This window comes from Candidatus Poseidonia alphae, from assembly GCF_943787815.1.
Lineage (GTDB): Archaea > Thermoplasmatota > Poseidoniia > Poseidoniales > Poseidoniaceae > Poseidonia > Poseidonia alphae.
The window spans coordinates 650,067-667,725 of the sequence record NZ_CALSNW010000003.1 but is presented as its reverse complement, the minus strand read 5'-3'; the positions used below and the strand labels follow the sequence as shown (position 1 = coordinate 667,725).

The window sequence follows — 17,659 nt, the reverse complement described above, 5'->3', positions numbered from 1 at the left end:
ATGAAGGTCACCAAGAATTGGTAAAGGCAATGAGGCTCCATCCAATGGAATGTTCATGTCGGGGATGATTGCTCATTGGGGAGTGCATCTCTCGGCTGAGATGGACACCGGCCGGCCGATTGCATTTCTTGACCGTGATGGTGTGATTAACGTAGGGCGTCAAGGCTACGTGAATCGCCCTTCCGAGGTAGAATTGCTCCCAGGCGCCGCAGAATCGGTAGCCAAATTGAGGAAGTTGAATTTTTTGATTTGCGTTGTTACGAACCAATCGGCAATCAGTCGAGGATTGTGGGGTATTGAGCAACTTGAAGCCATTCATCAAGAACTGCAAAAGCAACTTTTCATTGAGGATGAGGACGCCATGGTGGATTTGTTTCTCACTTGTCCGCACCGTTACGAGGAAGCATGCGGATGCAGAAAACCATCTCCGGAAATGTTGCATCTCGGTCATAGATTGCTACGGGTTGAAGGCCGGTCACAAGAGATGATGTTTTCTTCAAACCTTCATTCAATCACCGAACAATCCGTCAACTGGTGGGGTGAGAAACCGGTGCCGTTTCACCCCTTGGACCTGATGGTCGGCGATCGTCGTTCCGACATGGGTGCTGGTTGGGCTTACGGGGCTCGACTGTATCGAGTCAGTGCACATGAGGGTATACATGGTGCAATTTCAAGATTGTTAAACGAGAATGATGTTGGTGATTCATTCCAACCCTGAGGTGAATCTATGGGGTGGCTTGGTTTAGACGATACAGACTCCCTTGCGGGCGGTTGTACCACCAAATCGATGGAGGACTTGCTTCAAAACTTACCCGATGAGGTTCGAGTCGGCACGGTTCGTTTGGTTCGTCTTTGGCCCTTTGCTTCGGGGCGAACAAGAGGAAATGCAGCGCTTTCTGTGGAACTCCAATGCGATGATGAGGAATCGCTTCTTTCCCATCTTGACGGATGGTGGGCTGAAGAACTTTCTAAGTTCAAGGGGCTAATTTCTCCATCCCATCATTCGGACCGACCCCAGGTTCCTTCCGACCCGGGTATGGTCTGGTTCACTTCTCAACCTGACCCAATTTACTACTGGTCTGCGGTACAACATCATGTTGAGGTTCATGACCTTCCTCCGGCAACCAAATCTTGGGGAGGAGCTGGTATCATTGGTGCAACCGCTGCCGTTGCATGGCCAGGGGTCGATTCCACATGGGAAGCCATTGCATGGAGGCTGACATCAGATACAAACGCTCCACGTCGTGTTTGCCCAGAATCGCTCGCTGAAATTGACAATTGGCCAGGGACCTTCATGTCTCGAGACCCGCGCAGCGGAACGTCTCTCATCGCTCCTCGTGGACGATCGCCTGTACTATGCGGGGTTCGTGCAATGACCGAGGGGCAGGCAAAGGAAGCATTGTCCCATCTTCTTTCGTCGCCAAACACTGAGCCGTCGATCGGCCAACGAACGTTCAAAACCAACCAGGCCTCTGGCGACCACTTGCAAACCGTCACTCGGGCTGTGGTTCAAGAGGTTGCAGTTGATGGACAACGAAAACATGCGAGGATAGAAACCACGCATGGGATTTGGATTTCATACGGTGAAGGCGGACCCGTCAACCAGTTGTCGCGATGGTTGAAAAAAGGAGATATCATTGAACTTAAGGGGCTAGAATCAGAAGACGGCACCTTTCATATGGAACAACTGCGTGTTGTTTCATGGAATGCGAGGGCTCAATTACGACCTCTTTGTTCAAACTGCACCGTTCGGATGAAGAGTATGGGTCAGAATCAAGGCGTACGATGTCCAAAATGCAAACAACGGTTGGATGACCGTTGGGAAGACGTCCCTTCCGAACCCCCGTTCATTGGTTGGGTTGAACCTCCTGCGTCAGCCAGAAGGCACCTGGCCCGTCCATTGGCTTGGGGAGATAAAAAGTAATATTTTTGTGCTATTTTCTTCGGAAAGATGAAAAGATGCAGCGAACTCCAATTTTCTATGGACCCCGACACAAGCCGGAACATTGCATACCTACTGGGCGTCTTAACCTTGGCCGTGATGGTGTATTTTATCTCTCGGAGAGCCATGGAAAATCGTACAGAAATGCTCGAAAGTAATGCCCCCAAGGTAGCGGGTGAGGACGAACTTGCTGGTGGTGCTCGCAACCCCCAACAATTCGATGAACCCGATGAAGACGCATTGAACGAGATGGCTGACCTTTTGGGTGACGACGAAGATTCAGATATGGAATCCTGAATCTTTTATCTCGACGTCGAGAATCTCTTCTCCAGCGACGATCGTCCTCGTTGCACCCTCTTTGCGCCTCCACATTTTCCAAGTTTCAAATCCGGCATCGGCCATGACCTTATCTCCTCTCGCAACAATGGGGTGCTCGCTTTTACCGCTCGCATCAGCGCTCCCTTTAGAAATTAATAGCAGCGTAATTTCACTTCCCGTTTCTTTGGCCAAACGGCTGACCTGGGAAACGAGTTGGGCAGGGATTCTCCCAGTATTGTCGCACCAATCATCGAGAACAACCAATTTTACGCTTGGTAGCCCGTGAACCGCTTCGATCATTGCGTCTATGGCTCGCTCAAACTTCCCTCCAAAATTCATGGCATGGAAGCGAGAAGATTCAACTAACGAGAGGTGGGAGAACAATTGAGAGAATCTTGTCCCATCAGGGAGGTCACTGGATGCCCACAACACCCGTCCGTTGTTCGCAATCGTGTCTGCGGCAAGGTGGAGACCGAAACTGGTTCCACCCGTGCTCCCTTCAACTGCAAAGTGGATGTTTTTCCCACCTACCTCGAATACATGACGCTCCATGGTAGTGGACACGCGCCAATGGTGAATGAGTCTTGCGTAGTGTCAACACGGCTCAGCAAGGCCTATGACCTATGCGGGTAAGCGGAGACCATGGCCGGTGAAGTCCGAGACGGTGAGCGAATACCACGTAGACCCCTTCCTGAGTTTGAGGAAGCTGCAAGTTTTGCAGAAGCATTACAGCGAGATGGTTTCATTGGAACTGCACTTGGAGACAAAAATCAATACGGGCCCGTTGCAATGATGGTTTTGTTGTTGATTGTCGCCGCTATAACTGGAACAATCCTTAGATTGCTCCGTAATCTTTGAGACCATCAAAGAACGGAGAAAGTCCTTGCTTTCTAGGGATAACATCAAACCCTATATTGCTGCACCCAACGCATGGATGAAGGTTCTGTAAATGTTGAAGCACGTACATCTTCACAAGATAAGCGTTGGACCATTATGGCGGCTCTTCTCGGAACAAATACTGCCTTCATGTTGTTTCAAGGGATAGAGCAGGAGAGAAATCCTACGGTGATCCGAGAAGTGGCCCTGACGATCATCGCCGCCGCTCTGCCATTCCAATCAATTTATTTTTTGATATACACCTTTCTTCTCGAGCACGAATCACAATTGAGCGCGGCTCGTAAAATGCGGCTTCATTACGCATCGGCCGTATGTCAAATCGTTGCCTACGGTTCCTTGATTGGTGTAGCGATGATGTGGTACAATATTTCCAATTATGTCGGGGTCTCATTCGTGGCCTCGACAGGGTTAGCCATTATCCTGATACGCTCGGTGATGAGTCCTGTAGTAGCCGATGTGGCTCAGTAATTCGGCTGTCAATTCCCCTTTTGCTCCATTCAGGTGGACGGGAATATTCATGGATGGGGTCGGACGGACACGATGTATGGCATTCTGTCCACTGGATTACCGCTACGGCTGTCAAGAATTCAAGCACATTTGGTCGGAAGTTGGTCGGCATGAACGACAACTCGAAGTTGAACGTGCTCTCATTTGGGCTCACATGCAACTTGGACGGGTTACACAAGCCGACTATGACATCGTCGCTTCCATTGCAAACCCAACATCGGTTACCAAAGAACGTGTTTCTGAAATTGAAGCAGAAACCCGTCACGACATCATGGCACTCACAAAAGCCATGGCTGAAGCAGCGGGAGATGCGGGATGGTGCATTCACCTCGGAGCGACATCCAATGATATCGTAGATACTGCAGTCGCCCTCCAACTGCGTGATAGCATTGTTATGCTTCGTGAGCAACTCTGCCTTCTTATCGGCGTATGTGCGGACGTCGCAGAGCGTGAGAGAGACACCGTTATGCTTGGCCGAACACATGGACAAGCAGCGGTACCAATTACCTTCGGGTTGAAGGCCGCTGTTTGGCTTGATGAATTGCGCCGTCAACTCGTTCGATTGGATGAAGCGACGCCACGAATTGCGGTAGGAAAGTTCCTCGGAGCAGTAGGCACTGGCGCCGCCCAAGGCGTGAATGCACGAGAACTACAGCGCCTCATTCTCACCCACCTTGGTCTAGGCGTACCTCTCGCCACCACACAAGTCGTAGGCCGTGACCGATACATCGAATACGTGTCATGGTTGGCGAACATCGCCGCAACATGTGAGAAAATTCTTCAAGAAATCCGAAACCTTCAGCGGTCAGAAATCCAGGAAGCAGGGGAAGGTTTTGATGTCAAAAAGCAAGTTGGCTCGTCAACGATGGCTCACAAAAAGAACCCGATTAAATCCGAAAATGCATCAGGTTTGGCTCGTATCGTACGTTCAATGATTATCCCAACTTACGAGAACGCACTGCTGTGGCACGAGCGAGATTTAGCTAATTCGAGCAGCGAGCGGTTTACACTCTCACACGGTTCAGCACTTTGTGAGGATGTCATCGCAAAAACACGCGACGTGTTGACAAACATGTGGGTTGATGCCGAACGTTGTCTTGAAAACATCAAGGCTCAACGTGGGCTCGTTATGGCTGAAAAAGTCATGATTGACCTTGTAGATCGTGGAATCGCTCGGGATGAAGCCCATGAGATCCTTCGAGAAGCCTCGTTCACTGCTGTAGCAAATAAGGAAGAACTGATTGATGTCTGCAGCCGTACTCCTGCAATTTCAACGGCATTCTCTGCAGATGAATTGGAAGCAATGTTTGACCCAGCCAACCATATTGGTGTGTCTGGCGAACTTGTTGACGAATGTGTAGCCCTCGCACGGGCCGCGATTCAATGAAACTCAAGATGGCCCCGAACACCGTCCCAATGGGTCGTGAATTCAACATCCAATGAGCGGTCCATGTGCGGACCAGAAATCACCAGTGTTTCGTATTCCCCTCCCTCCCCTTCGATGTGGAAGCGGTATTGTTTTGCAAGATGCCGCAGTTCTGCGAGTTTGGTCCGGTTCAAAATCGTCCCAAGCCAAGATTCATCCAATCCTTCACAACTCACTCCAGTGACCATAATTTCGAATCCGTTGTCGACCATCTCACTGAGATGGCTATCCCCGTCTTGGTGCCACAAGGGCGTCCAACTGATCAGGTCAAGACGCTCAGCCATCCGTTCAAGCCTAGATTTTTGGTAGTCTGAACGAAGTGCTCCACTTACGAACCCATCGATTTGGCGCTTTCTTAGTGCAGATTCTAAATCTTCAATGTCTTGTGGTGTTTCTCCTGATGTAGGGACGTTAACCCATTCAAGATGAGCAAGTTCTGCCTGTTGCTTGACCAATTTGGTTCCAGGAATTTGAAACATTGGAGAATCCTCTCCAGTGACTGTGATGGTAACGAGAGAATCGATGGTCCATCCTTTACAGCGAGCCCACCACCATGCAGCCGCAGAATCTTTTCCTCCCGATGAAAGGATTGCGACCCGCATGACGCTCCCAAGGTGTTCACCTTCATGAGTATGGTTCTCAAACTGAGGGTTGATATGGGGGGAGTGTTTGAGAAACCTGTTGAAGGAGAGGCGGGTCATCTCAATTCACCCGCATCCTCATAAAGTGTCAACCGAACGAAAGAAACAGAGGTCATGAATATGCAACCAAGCGGAAGAGGATACGACCATGGAATTACCACGTTTAGCCCAGACGGACGATTGTTCCAAGTCGAATATGCACGAGAATCAGTAAAGCGTGGAACCACCACTGCAGGCTTGAAATTCAAAGACGGTGTTGTCCTAGTTTGTGACAAGCGCATCATCAGTCGCCTCATCATTCCAGAGTCCATTGAGAAGATGTTCAAAGTTGACAACCATGTTGGAGTCGCTACGTCCGGCCTCGTTGCAGACGCTCGGCAACTCGTTGCCCGAGCTCGTGTAGAGGCACAAGTTAACCGAATCACCTACGGCGCTACAGTTCCTGTTGATGTACTGGTCAAGAAAATTTGCGACTTCAAGCAATCCTTCACCCAATACGGCGGATCACGTCCCTTCGGAACAGCCCTCCTCATCGGCGGAGTCGACGATAACGGAATCCACCTTTATGAGACAGACCCGTCTGGTGCATACCAGTCCTATCACGCAGGTGCAATCGGCAGCGGTCGTAACACCGTGATTGAATTCTTCGAAGACAACTGGAAGGAGAACATGACGCTTAATGCTGCTATGAAACTCGGATTGGAAGCACTCCGGACTGGAAATGATGCGGAACTTAATCGAGAGGCTGTTGAAGTGACTGTTGTTGATTCAGAAGGGTATCGAGTGCTTGACCGAGCTGCTGTGAACAAGCAAATCGACCGTCTTAAACCACTTGATGACTGAAAATAGGTCGGCACATTGATGCCTCCTCACGAATTGTCCCTGCATGAGGGAACCCTATGGTAAGTCTAGATGCAGCAGTTCTTGCACGAATGGAAAAGGGCGGTAAGCGATACGAGATTCTTGTTGACCCGTATCTCGTTGATGATTTCAAGGCAGACCCATCTTCGGTAAATCCGGACGACTTTTTTGCAATGGATGAAGTATTTCATGATGCCCGTGGAGGCGAGCGCCCCACAGAGGAATCCATAGAGGCCGTATTTGGGACACAAGACATTGTGGCGATTGCACAGATGATTTTCCAAAAGGGAAGTCTTCAACTTACGACGGTTCAACGAAAAGCCATGGTTGAAACGATGCGTCAACAAATCATCCATCAAATCCATACGCAAGCCGTGGATCCAAAAACGAAGTCTCCTCATCCAAAAACTCGTCTTGAACTCGCCTTGGATGAATCAAGATACTCCGTTGACCCGTTCAAGCGCCTAGATGAACAAGTCAAAGACGCCATAGCAAAACTGAAACCGCTTATTCCACTTTCCTTCGAATCCGTTCGCCTTGCTATCAAAGTTCCAGGTGCTGCCTATGGCGGCGTACATCGGATTCTCCGCCCCTATCAACAGAAACAAGGATGGCTTGAGGACGGTTCTTGGGCATGCGTCATCGAATGCCCAGCAGGTATGAAACCAGATTTGATTGGACAAGTTATGCGCCGTTCATCCGATGCCGAAGTCAAAGAATTGTAAGCGACTGACCTGTTGTGTACAGGGTGGCCTTTATCATGGGATGTCGTTTCGCCGTGAATGGAGAGAAAAGAATGTCCCAAGGTCAAACTGGCGCCGAGCAGCGCCTCGTGACCCCGGGTATGGCCATCGGGCCATCCGCCGGGAAGCGCGCAGGAAGCGGTATTATTACCGAACAAGATACAATGATAGCCACCCAACTCGGCTGGCTTCAAGATAAGAACAACACCATGTCTGTTCATCCCATTCATTCGGCTTACATGCCTCGTTCTGGCGACTTGATCGTCGCCAATGTTGCAGAAGTTCGTAATAACTTGTGGTTCATGGATATCAACGGAGCATTCCAAGGATTGCTTCCAATGTCTTTGGCCCCATGGAAGGTCGAATTTGGAGCCGCACGCCAACACATGGATGTCGGCAATGTAGTTCTAGCCCGTGTTCAAGAAGTTGATGAATGCCACAATGTCGTTCTTACAATGAAAGGCGTCGGCCTTCGCCGTTTGAACCAAGGCGCTGTAGAAAATATTCCTGTCCAACATGTGGACCGTGTTCGTGGAGATGGTAACAGTCTCCTACAACGCTTGCGAGATGCCAGCGATTGCCGCATCATGGTCGGCGAAAACGGTCGTGTATGGATTGACGGCGATTCAAATGGAATCGCATGGGCTCGTAAAGCTCTCAAAATGGTGGCCGAAAAAGGTCACACAACTGAATTCGAAGCGATTCTCGCAGAGATGGAACACGAAAAGAAGGGTGATGCTTAATGGGCGGATACGGAGATATACAACTACTACAAGACGATGGTTCTCGCCTCGACGGGCGAAAACTGGATGAAATGCGACCGATGAAAATTGAAGCAGGTGTTCTACCTGCTGCCGATGGTTCAGCCATGGTTACTCACGGCCTCAACGTTGCTGTCGCAGCTGTTTATGGCCCTATGGAAGCACACCCAAGAAAGATTCAACGCCAAGACCGAGCGGTTATTGATGTCCGCTACAACATGGCGCCTTTCTCAACATCTGACCGAATTCGTCCCGGATTCAACCGACGTTCTCGTGAGATTTCCAAGGTAACTGCTGAAGCACTGGAATCGGTTGTTCTCGTTGAACGATATCCTCGGTCCAAAATCCGAGTTGAAATTGAAATTCTTGCAGCCGAAGCTGGTACTCGATGTGCTGGTCTCACCGCTGCTGCTGTTGCACTCGCAGACGCTGGAATCCCGATGCGCGACTTGATTGTTGGCGTTGCTTCTGGAAAAATTGAGGACACAGTTGTCCTTGACCTCGACAAAGCAGAAGACAACTACGGTCAGGCTGACCTTCCGGTTGGAATTCTACCCAATACCGGAGAAATAGCGTTCCTTCAGATGGACGGTGACCTTTCTCCTGATGAATTCAATCTCGCCATGGAATACAATTTCAAGGCTGCAAAGGAAATCCATGAAATCATGGTCGATGCCTTGCAACGACGCTACGAAGGAGGTGAGGCCTGATGCCTCAACTCGTCCCCAGTTTGCTACGACAGGAACTTGCTCGCCTTGCAGAAGAAGATGCTCGTCTTGACGGCCGTGGCCGATGGGAAGCGCGTGAACTTACTCTCGAAACCGATTGTCTCTACAACGCTGAAGGATCTGCAAAGGTCACCATGGGTGGAACCATCGTTTACGCAGGAGTCAAGTTCGAACTTCGTACACCTTGGCCAGACCGCCCGACTCAGGGTTCCCTCATGTGTGGAGCAGAACTCCGACCTGTGGCTGGACGAAAGTACGAACCAGGCCCCCCATCACCTCAATCCATTGAACTTAGCCGTGTGGTTGACCGTGGAATTCGCGAATCAGGATGCATTGACATGGAAAGTCTGTGCATTGTGCCTGGTGAGAAAGTTTGGGGTGTCATGATTGACATTCACGTCCTTTCCGATCAAGGCAACATCTTCGATGCCTGTGGACTCGCCGCTATTGCAGCATTGCGCACTGCGGTTGTTCCCGCAGAACGATTCGATGTTGGTGAAGATCACAAATTACAAGTGAGCAGCACTCCGATTATGGCGTCCTTCACTCGAGCAGGTGGCCGATTTGTTTACGACCCATCAGAAGAAGAGGAATTGGGAGGCGATGAGCGCATTCACATTACTCTCGGAGATGAGGGCCACCTCCACTCATTACAGAAGGGGCTAAAAGGGGTCTTCACTCCCGCTGAGTTTGCTGAGATATTCGATGAGGCTCAGAAGCACTGTGTTGAACTTCGAAAACTCGTAGCAAAAGAGGAGGGGAACTGATTGGCAAAGCGAACACAAAAAGCCGGAGCAACAGCACGATTTGGTGCACGATATGGTGTATCAGTACGTCGAAACGCAGGTTCAGCAATGGCCAAGCGTTCTCGTAAATACACCTGTCCTGTTTGTCAATACCAAAAGGTCGAACGCCAATCCGTCGGCATTTGGGTTTGCAAGAAGTGCGACCACACATTTGCTGGTGGCGCATGGGAGCCGTTCACCCGAGCATCCGAAGCCAACAACAGAATTCTACGTCGGTCCGTTGACGGTGCAACCACCGCTGACATGGCCTTCATTGCTCAAGAAGCAGCAATGAACTACGAGCGAGAGCTCGCAGAAGGCATGCACGCCAGCGAAGAAGAAGAGTGAGCATCACTTGGCGGTGTCGATATGTGGCACCTTTCTCTAAGCGTTTGCTCAAGGTCTCTACTTGATACACAGTCACTCTGTGCAGCATTGGCAACCGATTGCCCAACAGCATGGATTGACGATGATTCGTTCGAGTTTAACCTCACAGAGTCAAAATGCAAAGACCTACGAGCCATGTGGAACACAAGGATGCGTGGCTTGATTGCAACGGATGAAGTGTTGAAGGTCTTCGCAAAGCATTCTTGAACCATCGCTCGGTCCAACAAACAGGTGAGAGCATGGAGAATCTAGAGCAACTTCAATTGGTGGTCGGAGAAGTTCAGGCTGCTCGTCAACAAGTCAGCAGCGTTCGTGCTCAAGTCCAGGAACTTGAAGGAACCATTACAGCCGTTCAAAATCAACCGGATCATCTTGCGCTCCATCGGCAACTCGGTGGCGTCTTGGTTGAAGTTGCCGACCGCGAGGCCTTGATCTCAGAATTACAACAAACACTCTCAGCGCTCAATGTTCACTTGGAACGGTTCACTGAGCGTGAACTTCAATTGGTTCAAACCTATGACGAACTCAAGAAATCACTTCAAGGGGCTCAAGAATGAGTTTAACTGATGAGGGACGTGTTGAGGACCTCGATTCCTTTCATACGTGGCTCATGACGGCAGTTGAACGAGGTCCAGTGGCTGTGATTACAGGAAAGAATGGGGATATGGATACCGTGGGTTCTGCCGTTGCCTTAGCATCATCGCATCCTCACTTAATGGCTTGCGGGCTCCACTTAGGGAGGGTTGCAAAGCGGATGGTTGAACATCACCGTGCGCCCTTTCGAAAATTGAATCACAATCACCGTTCTTGGCCGGCAGATCTCGCAGGTATCGTTGTCGTTGATGCTGCGGCTGAAAGTCAAACGGGACTCTCACTACCGGATGTTCCGAAGTGTATTTTGGACCACCATGCGACCAATGAATGGAACTTGTGTGAGAACGACATTGCACTGCGTTGGGAAGTCAAAGCAACGACAGAATTGGTAGCAGATTATCTCTTCAGATACTCCGAATCATCCCTTACCCCTCAAGTGTGTGAGTTTTTACTTGCAGGGCTGATCACCGACACGGGTCGTTTTCGTCATGCAAATCACGGTTCGTTTTCAACCGCAGGATCCTTGATTAAGCACAGCAATATTGACTATCAATCCTTCATTCAATTCATAGAAGAAGAAACCATCTCTCCGAGTGAACGAGGTGCAATTTTAAGGGGTATGAATCGGGCTGAATTAACAGAAGCAGGCCCATGGTCTCTTGTTCGTACACGCTGTGGAACACTTGAGGGCAAGGTAGCATCACTCCTCTCTTCCATCGGTGCGGATGCAGTCGTAGTGACCCGACAAAGAGACGGTCAAACCCGTCTTACCGTTAGGGCTCCACGTTCAAGTGTCAATCATGGTTTACACCTCGGCGAAATCATGGCAGAAGTTGCAAGCAATATCGGTGGGGATGGAGGCGGCCATGACGGTGCTGCAGGCTGGTCTGGTTCAGCCGACCCAGTGGCTGCGGAATCTGCGTTTATCGATGCTGTGGCCCGAACTAAGCGCAAGGAGTGATGATCATGACCACAATTGAAACACCTCAAGGACCTGGACATTTCGTATCAAAGTGGAGATCTGAGGGTCCCGTTGATAGCAATACACTGGAACAATGGAAGGCTGAGATGGAATGGCCTTCATGGCTACCACTTGCTGAGGCTGCACTTTTTTTGGACGCACCAGAATTGCTTGATACCATGGATTCGCTTTTGACTCCTGCTGAGCGAGCTGTTTTGGGGTTGGTTCGCCGAAGGTGGCTTGGAGACACCCATCTTCTTGACCCGATTGAATCAGCCATGGAGATCACACGAAATCCAGAAACACGAGACCTTGCTCTTGAAGGCAGGCTTCGAATGGAGCGGGGACTCGTTCGTTATGAGGCCGGAGATGTCGAAGGAGCAGATGAAGACTTGACATGGGCTGAAACTCGGTTGAAATCCGTAGCTCTTGCAAGCCGGGACCACGATTTATCCCTGCTTAACAAAGCCGCATACCATCTCGCACAAGGTGAAAATCTCATGGCGCTGCAAGTGTATGGAGACATTTCACGTACCGGTGGCCACGCACACGAGACCGTCGCCATTTCTCGCTTAGGCGCTAGCCGGATTCGGCACGGGCTCGGGCATATGTTTGATGCAGGGCGTCATGCCTGGAACGCACACAAGCACGCCATCCTCGCCCACCAACACCAAATGGCGATTGAAGGGGGTTCATTGTTTATTGAACTCGCTTTGGACCACATTGACGATTCCGCTCAACCCATGAGCGTTCAAGTTGAACGAGCCAAACCGGTCGATGTTGATGAAGAACGCCCCGTTCTCGCTGTACAAATGAGCGATGTGACTGGCATATTTGAATGGTGCATCGAACACATGGAGCAAGGATTCGGCGGTCCTGAACGCCCGGATGTTAGGGCCATGCTCTTGATTGCTCACAAGATGAATCGAATGGAGGTGTTCAACGATTTGATGTCCAATCCCGATGAAGTCCAAGACCCAATGCTGGCTGCAGTTGCACAAGCCTGCTGTGATGACAGCGATGAAACAGCAAGAATGGCTTGGGCAAGCCGTCTTTCAACCTTGACTCTTCTTTGATGAACGAGAAAAGTAGTTGGCGAGATCTTCAAATTCTTCAACAGTCCATTCAATCACTGATGGAGTCTGTCTCCACCATTTGACTTCAGTAACTTTGTCATCGTTAACCGTCCACGAAGATTTCTCAGTTGATGGGATGATGACATGCCCAACCCATCCTTTTGGATAGTAGGTTTTGTTCCAAGACACCAGCCTTCCGACCGTCCCTGTCTCTTCTTGTAATTCTCGTAGCAATGCATCCTCTGGGTCCTCATTTTCCTCGAGATGACCGCCTGGTATCTCCCAGCCTCGTTGAGGATGTTCAACGAACAGTATTCTGCCGCCATGGCCCATCGGAGTGAGAGGTTCACCTTCACATGTAACCCATGCAAGAGCGAAAATAGGGCGGTCTTCAGCCATGGCCGTTCACATCTTTTGTTGAATCTCTCGGAGAATCTCTTCAGCCCAATTCTCACCGTTAGCAACCAATCGTCGAGCCATGAAGAATGCCTGTTGGTAGTCCTCTGCGGCCATTAACGCCTCAAGACGTACTTGGTCGAGGGGTGCGGTAGCCGTTTCCTCTTCGACCTCTTCGGTTGAAATTAGCTCTTGAGTGGAAACACGTTTCGTTAGAGCCACCATGTTTTCTAAAAATGCGTCCCGGTGGGTAACCGATGGCCCCGACCAGGGAGTCACATCTTTACCGTCCATACTTCCTTTCAAGCGGGTAAGGAATTGATCTCTCACGTCCATGTGAGGTCGCAATTGTTGCACGTGGTCGTAACAGGACCAGGCATCATCGATTTCTTCCCGCCGTTCGTGCAATCTTCCCATTTCCATCCACAACTCGTGATTGTTTGGTCGGTGAGCGAGTAAATGTCGGGCGAGTTCAATGAATAAATTTTCATTCCCAGAGGTGCGAATCCGTTCCAATCTTCTGCCGAATACAATGTTTGCACGTTGGTCTCGGAAATCAAGGCGCTTGCATCGTTCAGAAAATTCGGATAATGTAATGGTATAGGGTGACGGTTCCTCTTTGTTCGCTTCACTTTCCGTAATCAACGACCACCAAGAGTCGGGGTCAAGTGGATCCCGTGAAAATGCTGCCTCAAGAAGTTCCCTTCCGACCGCAAGAAAATCGATACCCTTCAGTTGGTCAAGATGTTCGGGGTCTCGCCCCAATATGGAGAAGACATCTTCCATGACCGCATGCAATCCGTCTCCGTCCTTGTTTGAAACTTTGAGCTCTGCAAGACAACGCCAGTTTCGTTCATCCGTAAAGTCGTGGAGGATGGCTTGTCGAGCATTTTGCTCCGCCCATGCAAAATTTTCTCGGGCCCGTTCGGGGTCTTTCTGAGCCAATGATGCAAATTTTTGTGCTGATGACCTGTAGCGATTCCCAAGGTTCCGTCTTGGATGCTGAAGCAGGTCCTGGCTGTCAACCATGTCATCACCTTATTGAACGGACATGAAACCTTTGCGGTCAACACCAAAATCAATGGTAGCATCGTATCCAATCTTTGATGTGTTTCCATCCGCATAACGGGAAGGGTCAAGAGAACTTCCTTTTTGATGAGAGAGAATTAGTGTGTCCTTGTCGGGTTGCCAGCGAGTCATCATCGCCCACTCTACGCGAACGGGGTCAGTAATGTCAATGTCTTCATCCACGACGGTGACGATCTTCATGCTTTTGTGCCCTGCAAAGGCTGCCTCAATAGCCTTCATTCCATCGTCGGCGTTGACTTTCCTTATCTTCAATACAGCACCAAGCCAGCCGCATCCTCCCTCAGTCATGTGTACGTCAACACACTCAACGACTTCATTGACTGCAGCCTTAATGGTGGGGGCCCGCGGGAGACCCATCAATGTCTTGTGTTCAGCCTCACCGGGTATCAGTGCGTGGAATATCGGGTCGTCCCTGTGACTCACACCTTCAATTTCGATGACTGGTTCTTGACGAATGTCGTCGACCGTACCTGTAATGTCAACATACGGTCCTTCGTCATCATCCTCCGAAGTGATCCGTCCCCACATGACATATTCTGCGTCTGCAGGTGCATGGATGCCGTTAGGCAATTCAACCAATTTCAGAGGCTTGTTGTATAATTTTTCGTGCAATGTCGCGGCAATGGTTAGCTCATCGATGTTATCGTTGAACGACATCGCAGCAGCCAGAAGCACGACGGGGTCCGGTCCATTGACGACAGCAATAGAAACCTCTCGTCCTTCTTTTCTTGCCTCCATCACCATGGTTCGCAAGTGGCGTGGGACAAGACGAACGACGAGGTGAGTTTTATCTCTCAAAAATTGACGGTGGAAGGAAACATTTCGTATCCCATTGTCTTCTGCAATGATGATGCTGGCTGAGGAATATCGCCCACGGTCCTCTGGCCAGTGGTGTGGGATTGGGAGAGCTACAAGGTCAACCTGCTTTTGCTGGTTTTCCATACAAGGGGCTTCCTGAGGACTCACAGTTTCAGGCGTACTTGGATTTGACATGGCCCAACCAAGGGTGTCAATGTACGCTTCTGGTTCAATTCCTATCGCAGCGCACAAACGGTCCCGAGTCAACATGTTGACGGCAGCCCTGTGCCCCGGGCATTCCGAAATATTCGTGAACACGGTCATGGCATGGCCACTCGCTTGGGAATGGTTCAACATGCCGTGGCTTAGGCTGATTTCCCTGTCTTCTATCGAAGCAGCACCGAGATGGTCTCTGAAGGCCATAGTGTCGCCAGCGGTCGGACTCGCTTGAATGTTGTTCAAAAAATGAAAGGATTGGGATGCAAAAAAACGAATGACGCCGCCATGAAAGCGTTGTGATTAAGGGATTTGATTAAATAGGGGCGGCAAGTCGGCGAACTGCTCAATGGGTGATGATTATGGGTAGAGGACTTTTTGCAGGCGCCAAAATGGCAAAAGACCGACAAAAATTCCGTTGGTCAGATCGTCGATATAAGAAGCGCATGCTCAAGTCCCGAGCAAAGCACGACCCGCTTGCTGGGTCCACGCAGGCTAAGGGTATCGTCATTGAAAAGGTCGGTATCGAAGCCAAGCAACCCAACTCAGGAATCCGTAAGGCTGTCAAAATTTCTTTGATCAAGAACGGGAACAAACTCACTGCTTTCGCTCCCGGCGACGGTGCAATCAACTTCATCGACGAACACGATGAAGTGATGGTAGAAGGTATCGGCGGACGCATGGGGCGTTCGTACGGAGATATTCCAGGTGTCCGCTACAAGGTCATTCAAGTCAACGGAGTTTCCCTTGACGAAATGGTCCGAGGACGAAAGGAGAAGCCAGTCCGCTGAGGTGATGATGATGAGTGATACAGAATCAGAAGTCGAAGAAGTCGTCAAGCCAATCGCAGGAATCGGAACTCAAGTTTTCGGTAAGTGGGATGCATCAGAAGTGACCTGCAAAGATCCAGGTCTTGCTCCATACATCAACCTCACAACCGTTGGTGTCCCTCATACCGGTGGCCGCCACGCTAACGCTTGGTTCGGAAAAGCTAAACTTTCAGTCGTTGAACGTTACATCAACAAACTCATGCGCACTGGAAACTATACCGGTAAGAAAATGGGCGCTATGAAAGCATTTGAAGGTGCTCTTGATACCATCGCAGACAAGTCTGGTAACAATCCTCTACAAGTCTTTGTTGACGCTATCTGTAATGCTGCTCCAATGGAAGAGATTACCCGAATCAAATTCGGGGCTGTATCTCAACCTAAGGCAGTGGATTCATCTCCTTCCCGTCGCTTGGATGTCGCTCTTGCAAATCTCGCACGTGGGGCACAACAAGGGACTCACAAATCGAAGCGCACCCTCAAAAGTTGCATCATCAACGAACTCAACAAGGCTTCGGCTGGCGATGTTACTTCCTACGCCGTTGGCAAGAAGGAAGAACTTGAGCGAATCGCAGCTTCAGCTCGCTGATTGCAATGCCCCGCCACCCGACATCGGGCCATATCAATCGAAACACGGGACAGTTTCGCCCGATTGTTTTCACCGTTGTTCAAATTTGTCTAAAGGGTTCGTTAGTTCATGTCCTTGATGCTCATTGCATTGTTTCTTGAGGTGTTTTTTTGAGCGATCATGAACCTGATGAATCGTCCGATATGACGACGATGTCACGTTTCCTTATCGCAACAATGTTTTGTGGTTCGGTCGGTTCAATTCTCCTGCTCAATCGGAATACGTTCCAACTTGATGCGGACCTAATTTACGGTACCACACATCTAGAGCAGGGGTTGCGAACCGCATATCGTCTTTCTTGCGGGTATCTTGGATTCCATGCCATCATGTTCTGGATGATCCGAAATCCAGTTGCAGGTCAAATGACACCTTTGTTTCGTGAATCAAACCGGCTTCAAAAGCATGCGACGAAAGGTGTTGAACGATTGGTCCCCTTCAGTTCGTGGACTCTTCTAGCCTTCAGCGCATCCATGTTGGTAAACGGCATGGTGACGTTGTTTTCTTGGACAGGGCAGGTTCTCCCAAGCTGGGTTGTTCTTGTAGGGGGTGCTCTTTTTGGCATCGCTTTCAGTTCTGCTGCACTCACGGCCATCATCGTCCGTTACGTGATTTTACCCGATATGGTTGAGAAACAAATGGATATGGACCATATGTTCCTCAAACACGAGCAAATGATGCATAATTTCGCACTTATTTTCCTATCGATCGAAATGGTTCTGGGTTGGGTTCAACTGCCTTTGGCGATGGTGGTGTTTGGTTTTCTGTACGGCAGCATATACCTCATTTTTGCTGAATATTGGGCGACACGTGTTGGTGGATATTATGTCTACGAGTTCATTGATACACGACCAAAAATCGCCCCGTTCCTGCTCATCGGCCTCGTCGTTGTTTGTGCAATCTCTTTTTCCATTGGTGTTTTGGCTCTTTATCTCCGTTCGATGAATGTCGTTCTTGGTATTGGTTTCTTGATTTTCTTTCTTCTGTTGTCAACCCGGTTTGTCAATCCTTCGAGGGTCCATTTGCCCTGACACAACCGGTAATATTGTCTCAATCAAGGACCACTTCAACGCCCATCTTG

At 49.8% G+C, this 17,659-nt stretch carries 24 protein-coding genes; 19 read left to right on the top strand and 5 right to left on the bottom strand.

The genetic code is table 11. The features are described from left to right. Positions 1 to 100 precede the first annotated feature (100 nt). The 3 genes from AAA857_RS07655 to AAA857_RS07645 are packed head-to-tail and all read left to right on the top strand — an operon-like array spanning position 101 to position 2,239. Complete coding sequence (locus AAA857_RS07655) at positions 101 to 718, top strand: HAD-IIIA family hydrolase (protein ID WP_338174363.1); 618 nt, start codon at positions 101 to 103, stop codon at positions 716 to 718. A 9-nt stretch (positions 719 to 727) separates the two neighbouring features. After that, positions 728 to 1,924, top strand: coding sequence for a DUF1743 domain-containing protein (locus AAA857_RS07650; protein ID WP_338174362.1), 1,197 nt, complete (start codon positions 728 to 730; stop codon positions 1,922 to 1,924). A gap of 57 nt (positions 1,925 to 1,981) precedes the next feature. Beyond that, positions 1,982 to 2,239 (top strand): hypothetical protein, encoded by a 258-nt coding sequence (locus AAA857_RS07645; protein ID WP_338174361.1) that lies wholly within the window; start codon positions 1,982 to 1,984, stop codon positions 2,237 to 2,239. On the opposite strand, the gene AAA857_RS07640 is transcribed toward AAA857_RS07645, so the two are convergent. Next, on the bottom strand, positions 2,222 to 2,812 hold the full coding sequence (locus AAA857_RS07640) for a hypothetical protein (protein WP_338174360.1): 591 nt from the start codon (positions 2,810 to 2,812) through the stop codon (positions 2,222 to 2,224). The genes AAA857_RS07645 and AAA857_RS07640 overlap by 18 nt on opposite strands. Positions 2,813 to 2,902: 90 nt before the next feature. Here AAA857_RS07640 and AAA857_RS07635 point away from each other — a divergent pair, with 90 nt between their 5' ends. From AAA857_RS07635 to purB, 3 genes are all read left to right on the top strand, one after another. After that, the gene (locus tag AAA857_RS07635) at positions 2,903 to 3,118 is read left to right on the top strand and encodes a hypothetical protein (RefSeq protein ID WP_338174359.1); all 216 of its coding nucleotides are present in this window, start codon (positions 2,903 to 2,905) and stop codon (positions 3,116 to 3,118) included. Between the two features lie 72 nt (positions 3,119 to 3,190). Continuing rightward, a complete protein-coding gene (locus tag AAA857_RS07630) occupies positions 3,191 to 3,625 on the top strand; it encodes a hypothetical protein (protein WP_338174358.1) in 435 nt (144 codons plus the stop codon). Positions 3,626 to 3,701: 76 nt separating this feature from the next. Continuing rightward, positions 3,702 to 5,051 (top strand): adenylosuccinate lyase, encoded by a 1,350-nt coding sequence (gene purB, locus AAA857_RS07625; RefSeq protein ID WP_338174356.1) that lies wholly within the window; start codon positions 3,702 to 3,704, stop codon positions 5,049 to 5,051. On the opposite strand, the gene AAA857_RS07620 is transcribed toward purB, so the two are convergent. Further along, a complete protein-coding gene (locus tag AAA857_RS07620; protein ID WP_338174355.1) occupies positions 5,045 to 5,692 on the bottom strand; it encodes a diphthine--ammonia ligase in 648 nt (215 codons plus the stop codon). The genes purB and AAA857_RS07620 overlap by 7 nt on opposite strands. A gap of 153 nt (positions 5,693 to 5,845) precedes the next feature. On the opposite strand from AAA857_RS07620, the gene psmA reads away from it, so the two are divergent. From psmA to AAA857_RS07570, 10 genes are all read left to right on the top strand, one after another. After that, a complete protein-coding gene (gene psmA, locus AAA857_RS07615; RefSeq protein ID WP_338174354.1) occupies positions 5,846 to 6,574 on the top strand; it encodes an archaeal proteasome endopeptidase complex subunit alpha in 729 nt (242 codons plus the stop codon). A 56-nt stretch (positions 6,575 to 6,630) separates the two neighbouring features. After that, on the top strand, positions 6,631 to 7,317 hold the full coding sequence (locus tag AAA857_RS07610; protein ID WP_338174353.1) for a ribosome assembly factor SBDS: 687 nt from the start codon (positions 6,631 to 6,633) through the stop codon (positions 7,315 to 7,317). A 71-nt stretch (positions 7,318 to 7,388) separates the two neighbouring features. Further along, positions 7,389 to 8,078 carry a hypothetical protein gene (locus AAA857_RS07605; protein WP_338174352.1) on the top strand — a complete coding sequence of 230 codons (690 nt, stop codon included), beginning with the start codon at positions 7,389 to 7,391 and terminating at the stop codon, positions 8,076 to 8,078. Further along, positions 8,078 to 8,806 (top strand): exosome complex exonuclease Rrp41, encoded by a 729-nt coding sequence (gene rrp41, locus AAA857_RS07600; protein WP_338174351.1) that lies wholly within the window; start codon positions 8,078 to 8,080, stop codon positions 8,804 to 8,806. The genes AAA857_RS07605 and rrp41 overlap by 1 nt, the downstream gene beginning before the upstream one ends. After that, positions 8,806 to 9,591 carry a hypothetical protein gene (locus tag AAA857_RS07595; RefSeq protein WP_338174350.1) on the top strand — a complete coding sequence of 262 codons (786 nt, stop codon included), beginning with the start codon at positions 8,806 to 8,808 and terminating at the stop codon, positions 9,589 to 9,591. Before rrp41 ends, AAA857_RS07595 begins: the two co-directional genes overlap by 1 nt. Further along, positions 9,592 to 9,957: a 50S ribosomal protein L37ae gene (locus AAA857_RS07590; RefSeq protein WP_338174349.1), complete on the top strand. Its 366-nt coding sequence runs from the start codon at positions 9,592 to 9,594 to the stop codon at positions 9,955 to 9,957. It begins immediately after the preceding gene. A 21-nt stretch (positions 9,958 to 9,978) separates the two neighbouring features. Next, positions 9,979 to 10,203, top strand: coding sequence for a hypothetical protein (locus AAA857_RS07585; protein WP_338174348.1), 225 nt, complete (start codon positions 9,979 to 9,981; stop codon positions 10,201 to 10,203). Between the two features lie 32 nt (positions 10,204 to 10,235). Further along, positions 10,236 to 10,553 carry a prefoldin subunit gene (locus tag AAA857_RS07580; protein WP_338174347.1) on the top strand — a complete coding sequence of 106 codons (318 nt, stop codon included), beginning with the start codon at positions 10,236 to 10,238 and terminating at the stop codon, positions 10,551 to 10,553. Then, the gene (locus AAA857_RS07575; RefSeq protein WP_338174346.1) at positions 10,550 to 11,551 is read left to right on the top strand and encodes a DHHA1 domain-containing protein; all 1,002 of its coding nucleotides are present in this window, start codon (positions 10,550 to 10,552) and stop codon (positions 11,549 to 11,551) included. Before AAA857_RS07580 ends, AAA857_RS07575 begins: the two co-directional genes overlap by 4 nt. Before the next feature lie 5 nt (positions 11,552 to 11,556). Continuing rightward, a complete protein-coding gene (locus AAA857_RS07570) occupies positions 11,557 to 12,627 on the top strand; it encodes a hypothetical protein (RefSeq protein ID WP_338174345.1) in 1,071 nt (356 codons plus the stop codon). Here AAA857_RS07570 and AAA857_RS07565 read toward each other — a convergent pair. The 3 genes from AAA857_RS07565 to AAA857_RS07555 are packed head-to-tail and all read right to left on the bottom strand — an operon-like array spanning position 12,607 to position 15,333. Beyond that, on the bottom strand, positions 12,607 to 13,026 hold the full coding sequence (locus AAA857_RS07565; protein WP_338174344.1) for an NUDIX domain-containing protein: 420 nt from the start codon (positions 13,024 to 13,026) through the stop codon (positions 12,607 to 12,609). The two genes, AAA857_RS07570 and AAA857_RS07565, sit on opposite strands and share 21 nt — an antisense overlap. A gap of 6 nt (positions 13,027 to 13,032) precedes the next feature. Further along, the gene (locus AAA857_RS07560) at positions 13,033 to 14,052 is read right to left on the bottom strand and encodes a hypothetical protein (protein ID WP_338174343.1); all 1,020 of its coding nucleotides are present in this window, start codon (positions 14,050 to 14,052) and stop codon (positions 13,033 to 13,035) included. A gap of 9 nt (positions 14,053 to 14,061) precedes the next feature. Further along, positions 14,062 to 15,333 carry a UbiD family decarboxylase gene (locus AAA857_RS07555; RefSeq protein WP_338174342.1) on the bottom strand — a complete coding sequence of 424 codons (1,272 nt, stop codon included), beginning with the start codon at positions 15,331 to 15,333 and terminating at the stop codon, positions 14,062 to 14,064. A 155-nt stretch (positions 15,334 to 15,488) separates the two neighbouring features. Here AAA857_RS07555 and AAA857_RS07550 point away from each other — a divergent pair, with 155 nt between their 5' ends. The 3 genes from AAA857_RS07550 to AAA857_RS07540 all read left to right on the top strand — a co-directional run bounded on the left by AAA857_RS07550 (position 15,489) and on the right by AAA857_RS07540 (position 17,609). Next, positions 15,489 to 15,917, top strand: a complete 429-nt coding sequence (locus tag AAA857_RS07550) for a 30S ribosomal protein S12 (protein ID WP_338173880.1) — start codon at positions 15,489 to 15,491, stop codon at positions 15,915 to 15,917. Positions 15,918 to 15,927: 10 nt separating this feature from the next. Then, the gene (locus AAA857_RS07545; protein WP_338173876.1) at positions 15,928 to 16,542 is read left to right on the top strand and encodes a 30S ribosomal protein S7; all 615 of its coding nucleotides are present in this window, start codon (positions 15,928 to 15,930) and stop codon (positions 16,540 to 16,542) included. A gap of 149 nt (positions 16,543 to 16,691) precedes the next feature. Continuing rightward, positions 16,692 to 17,609: a hypothetical protein gene (locus AAA857_RS07540; protein WP_338174341.1), complete on the top strand. Its 918-nt coding sequence runs from the start codon at positions 16,692 to 16,694 to the stop codon at positions 17,607 to 17,609. Positions 17,610 to 17,659: the final 50 nt, after the last annotated feature.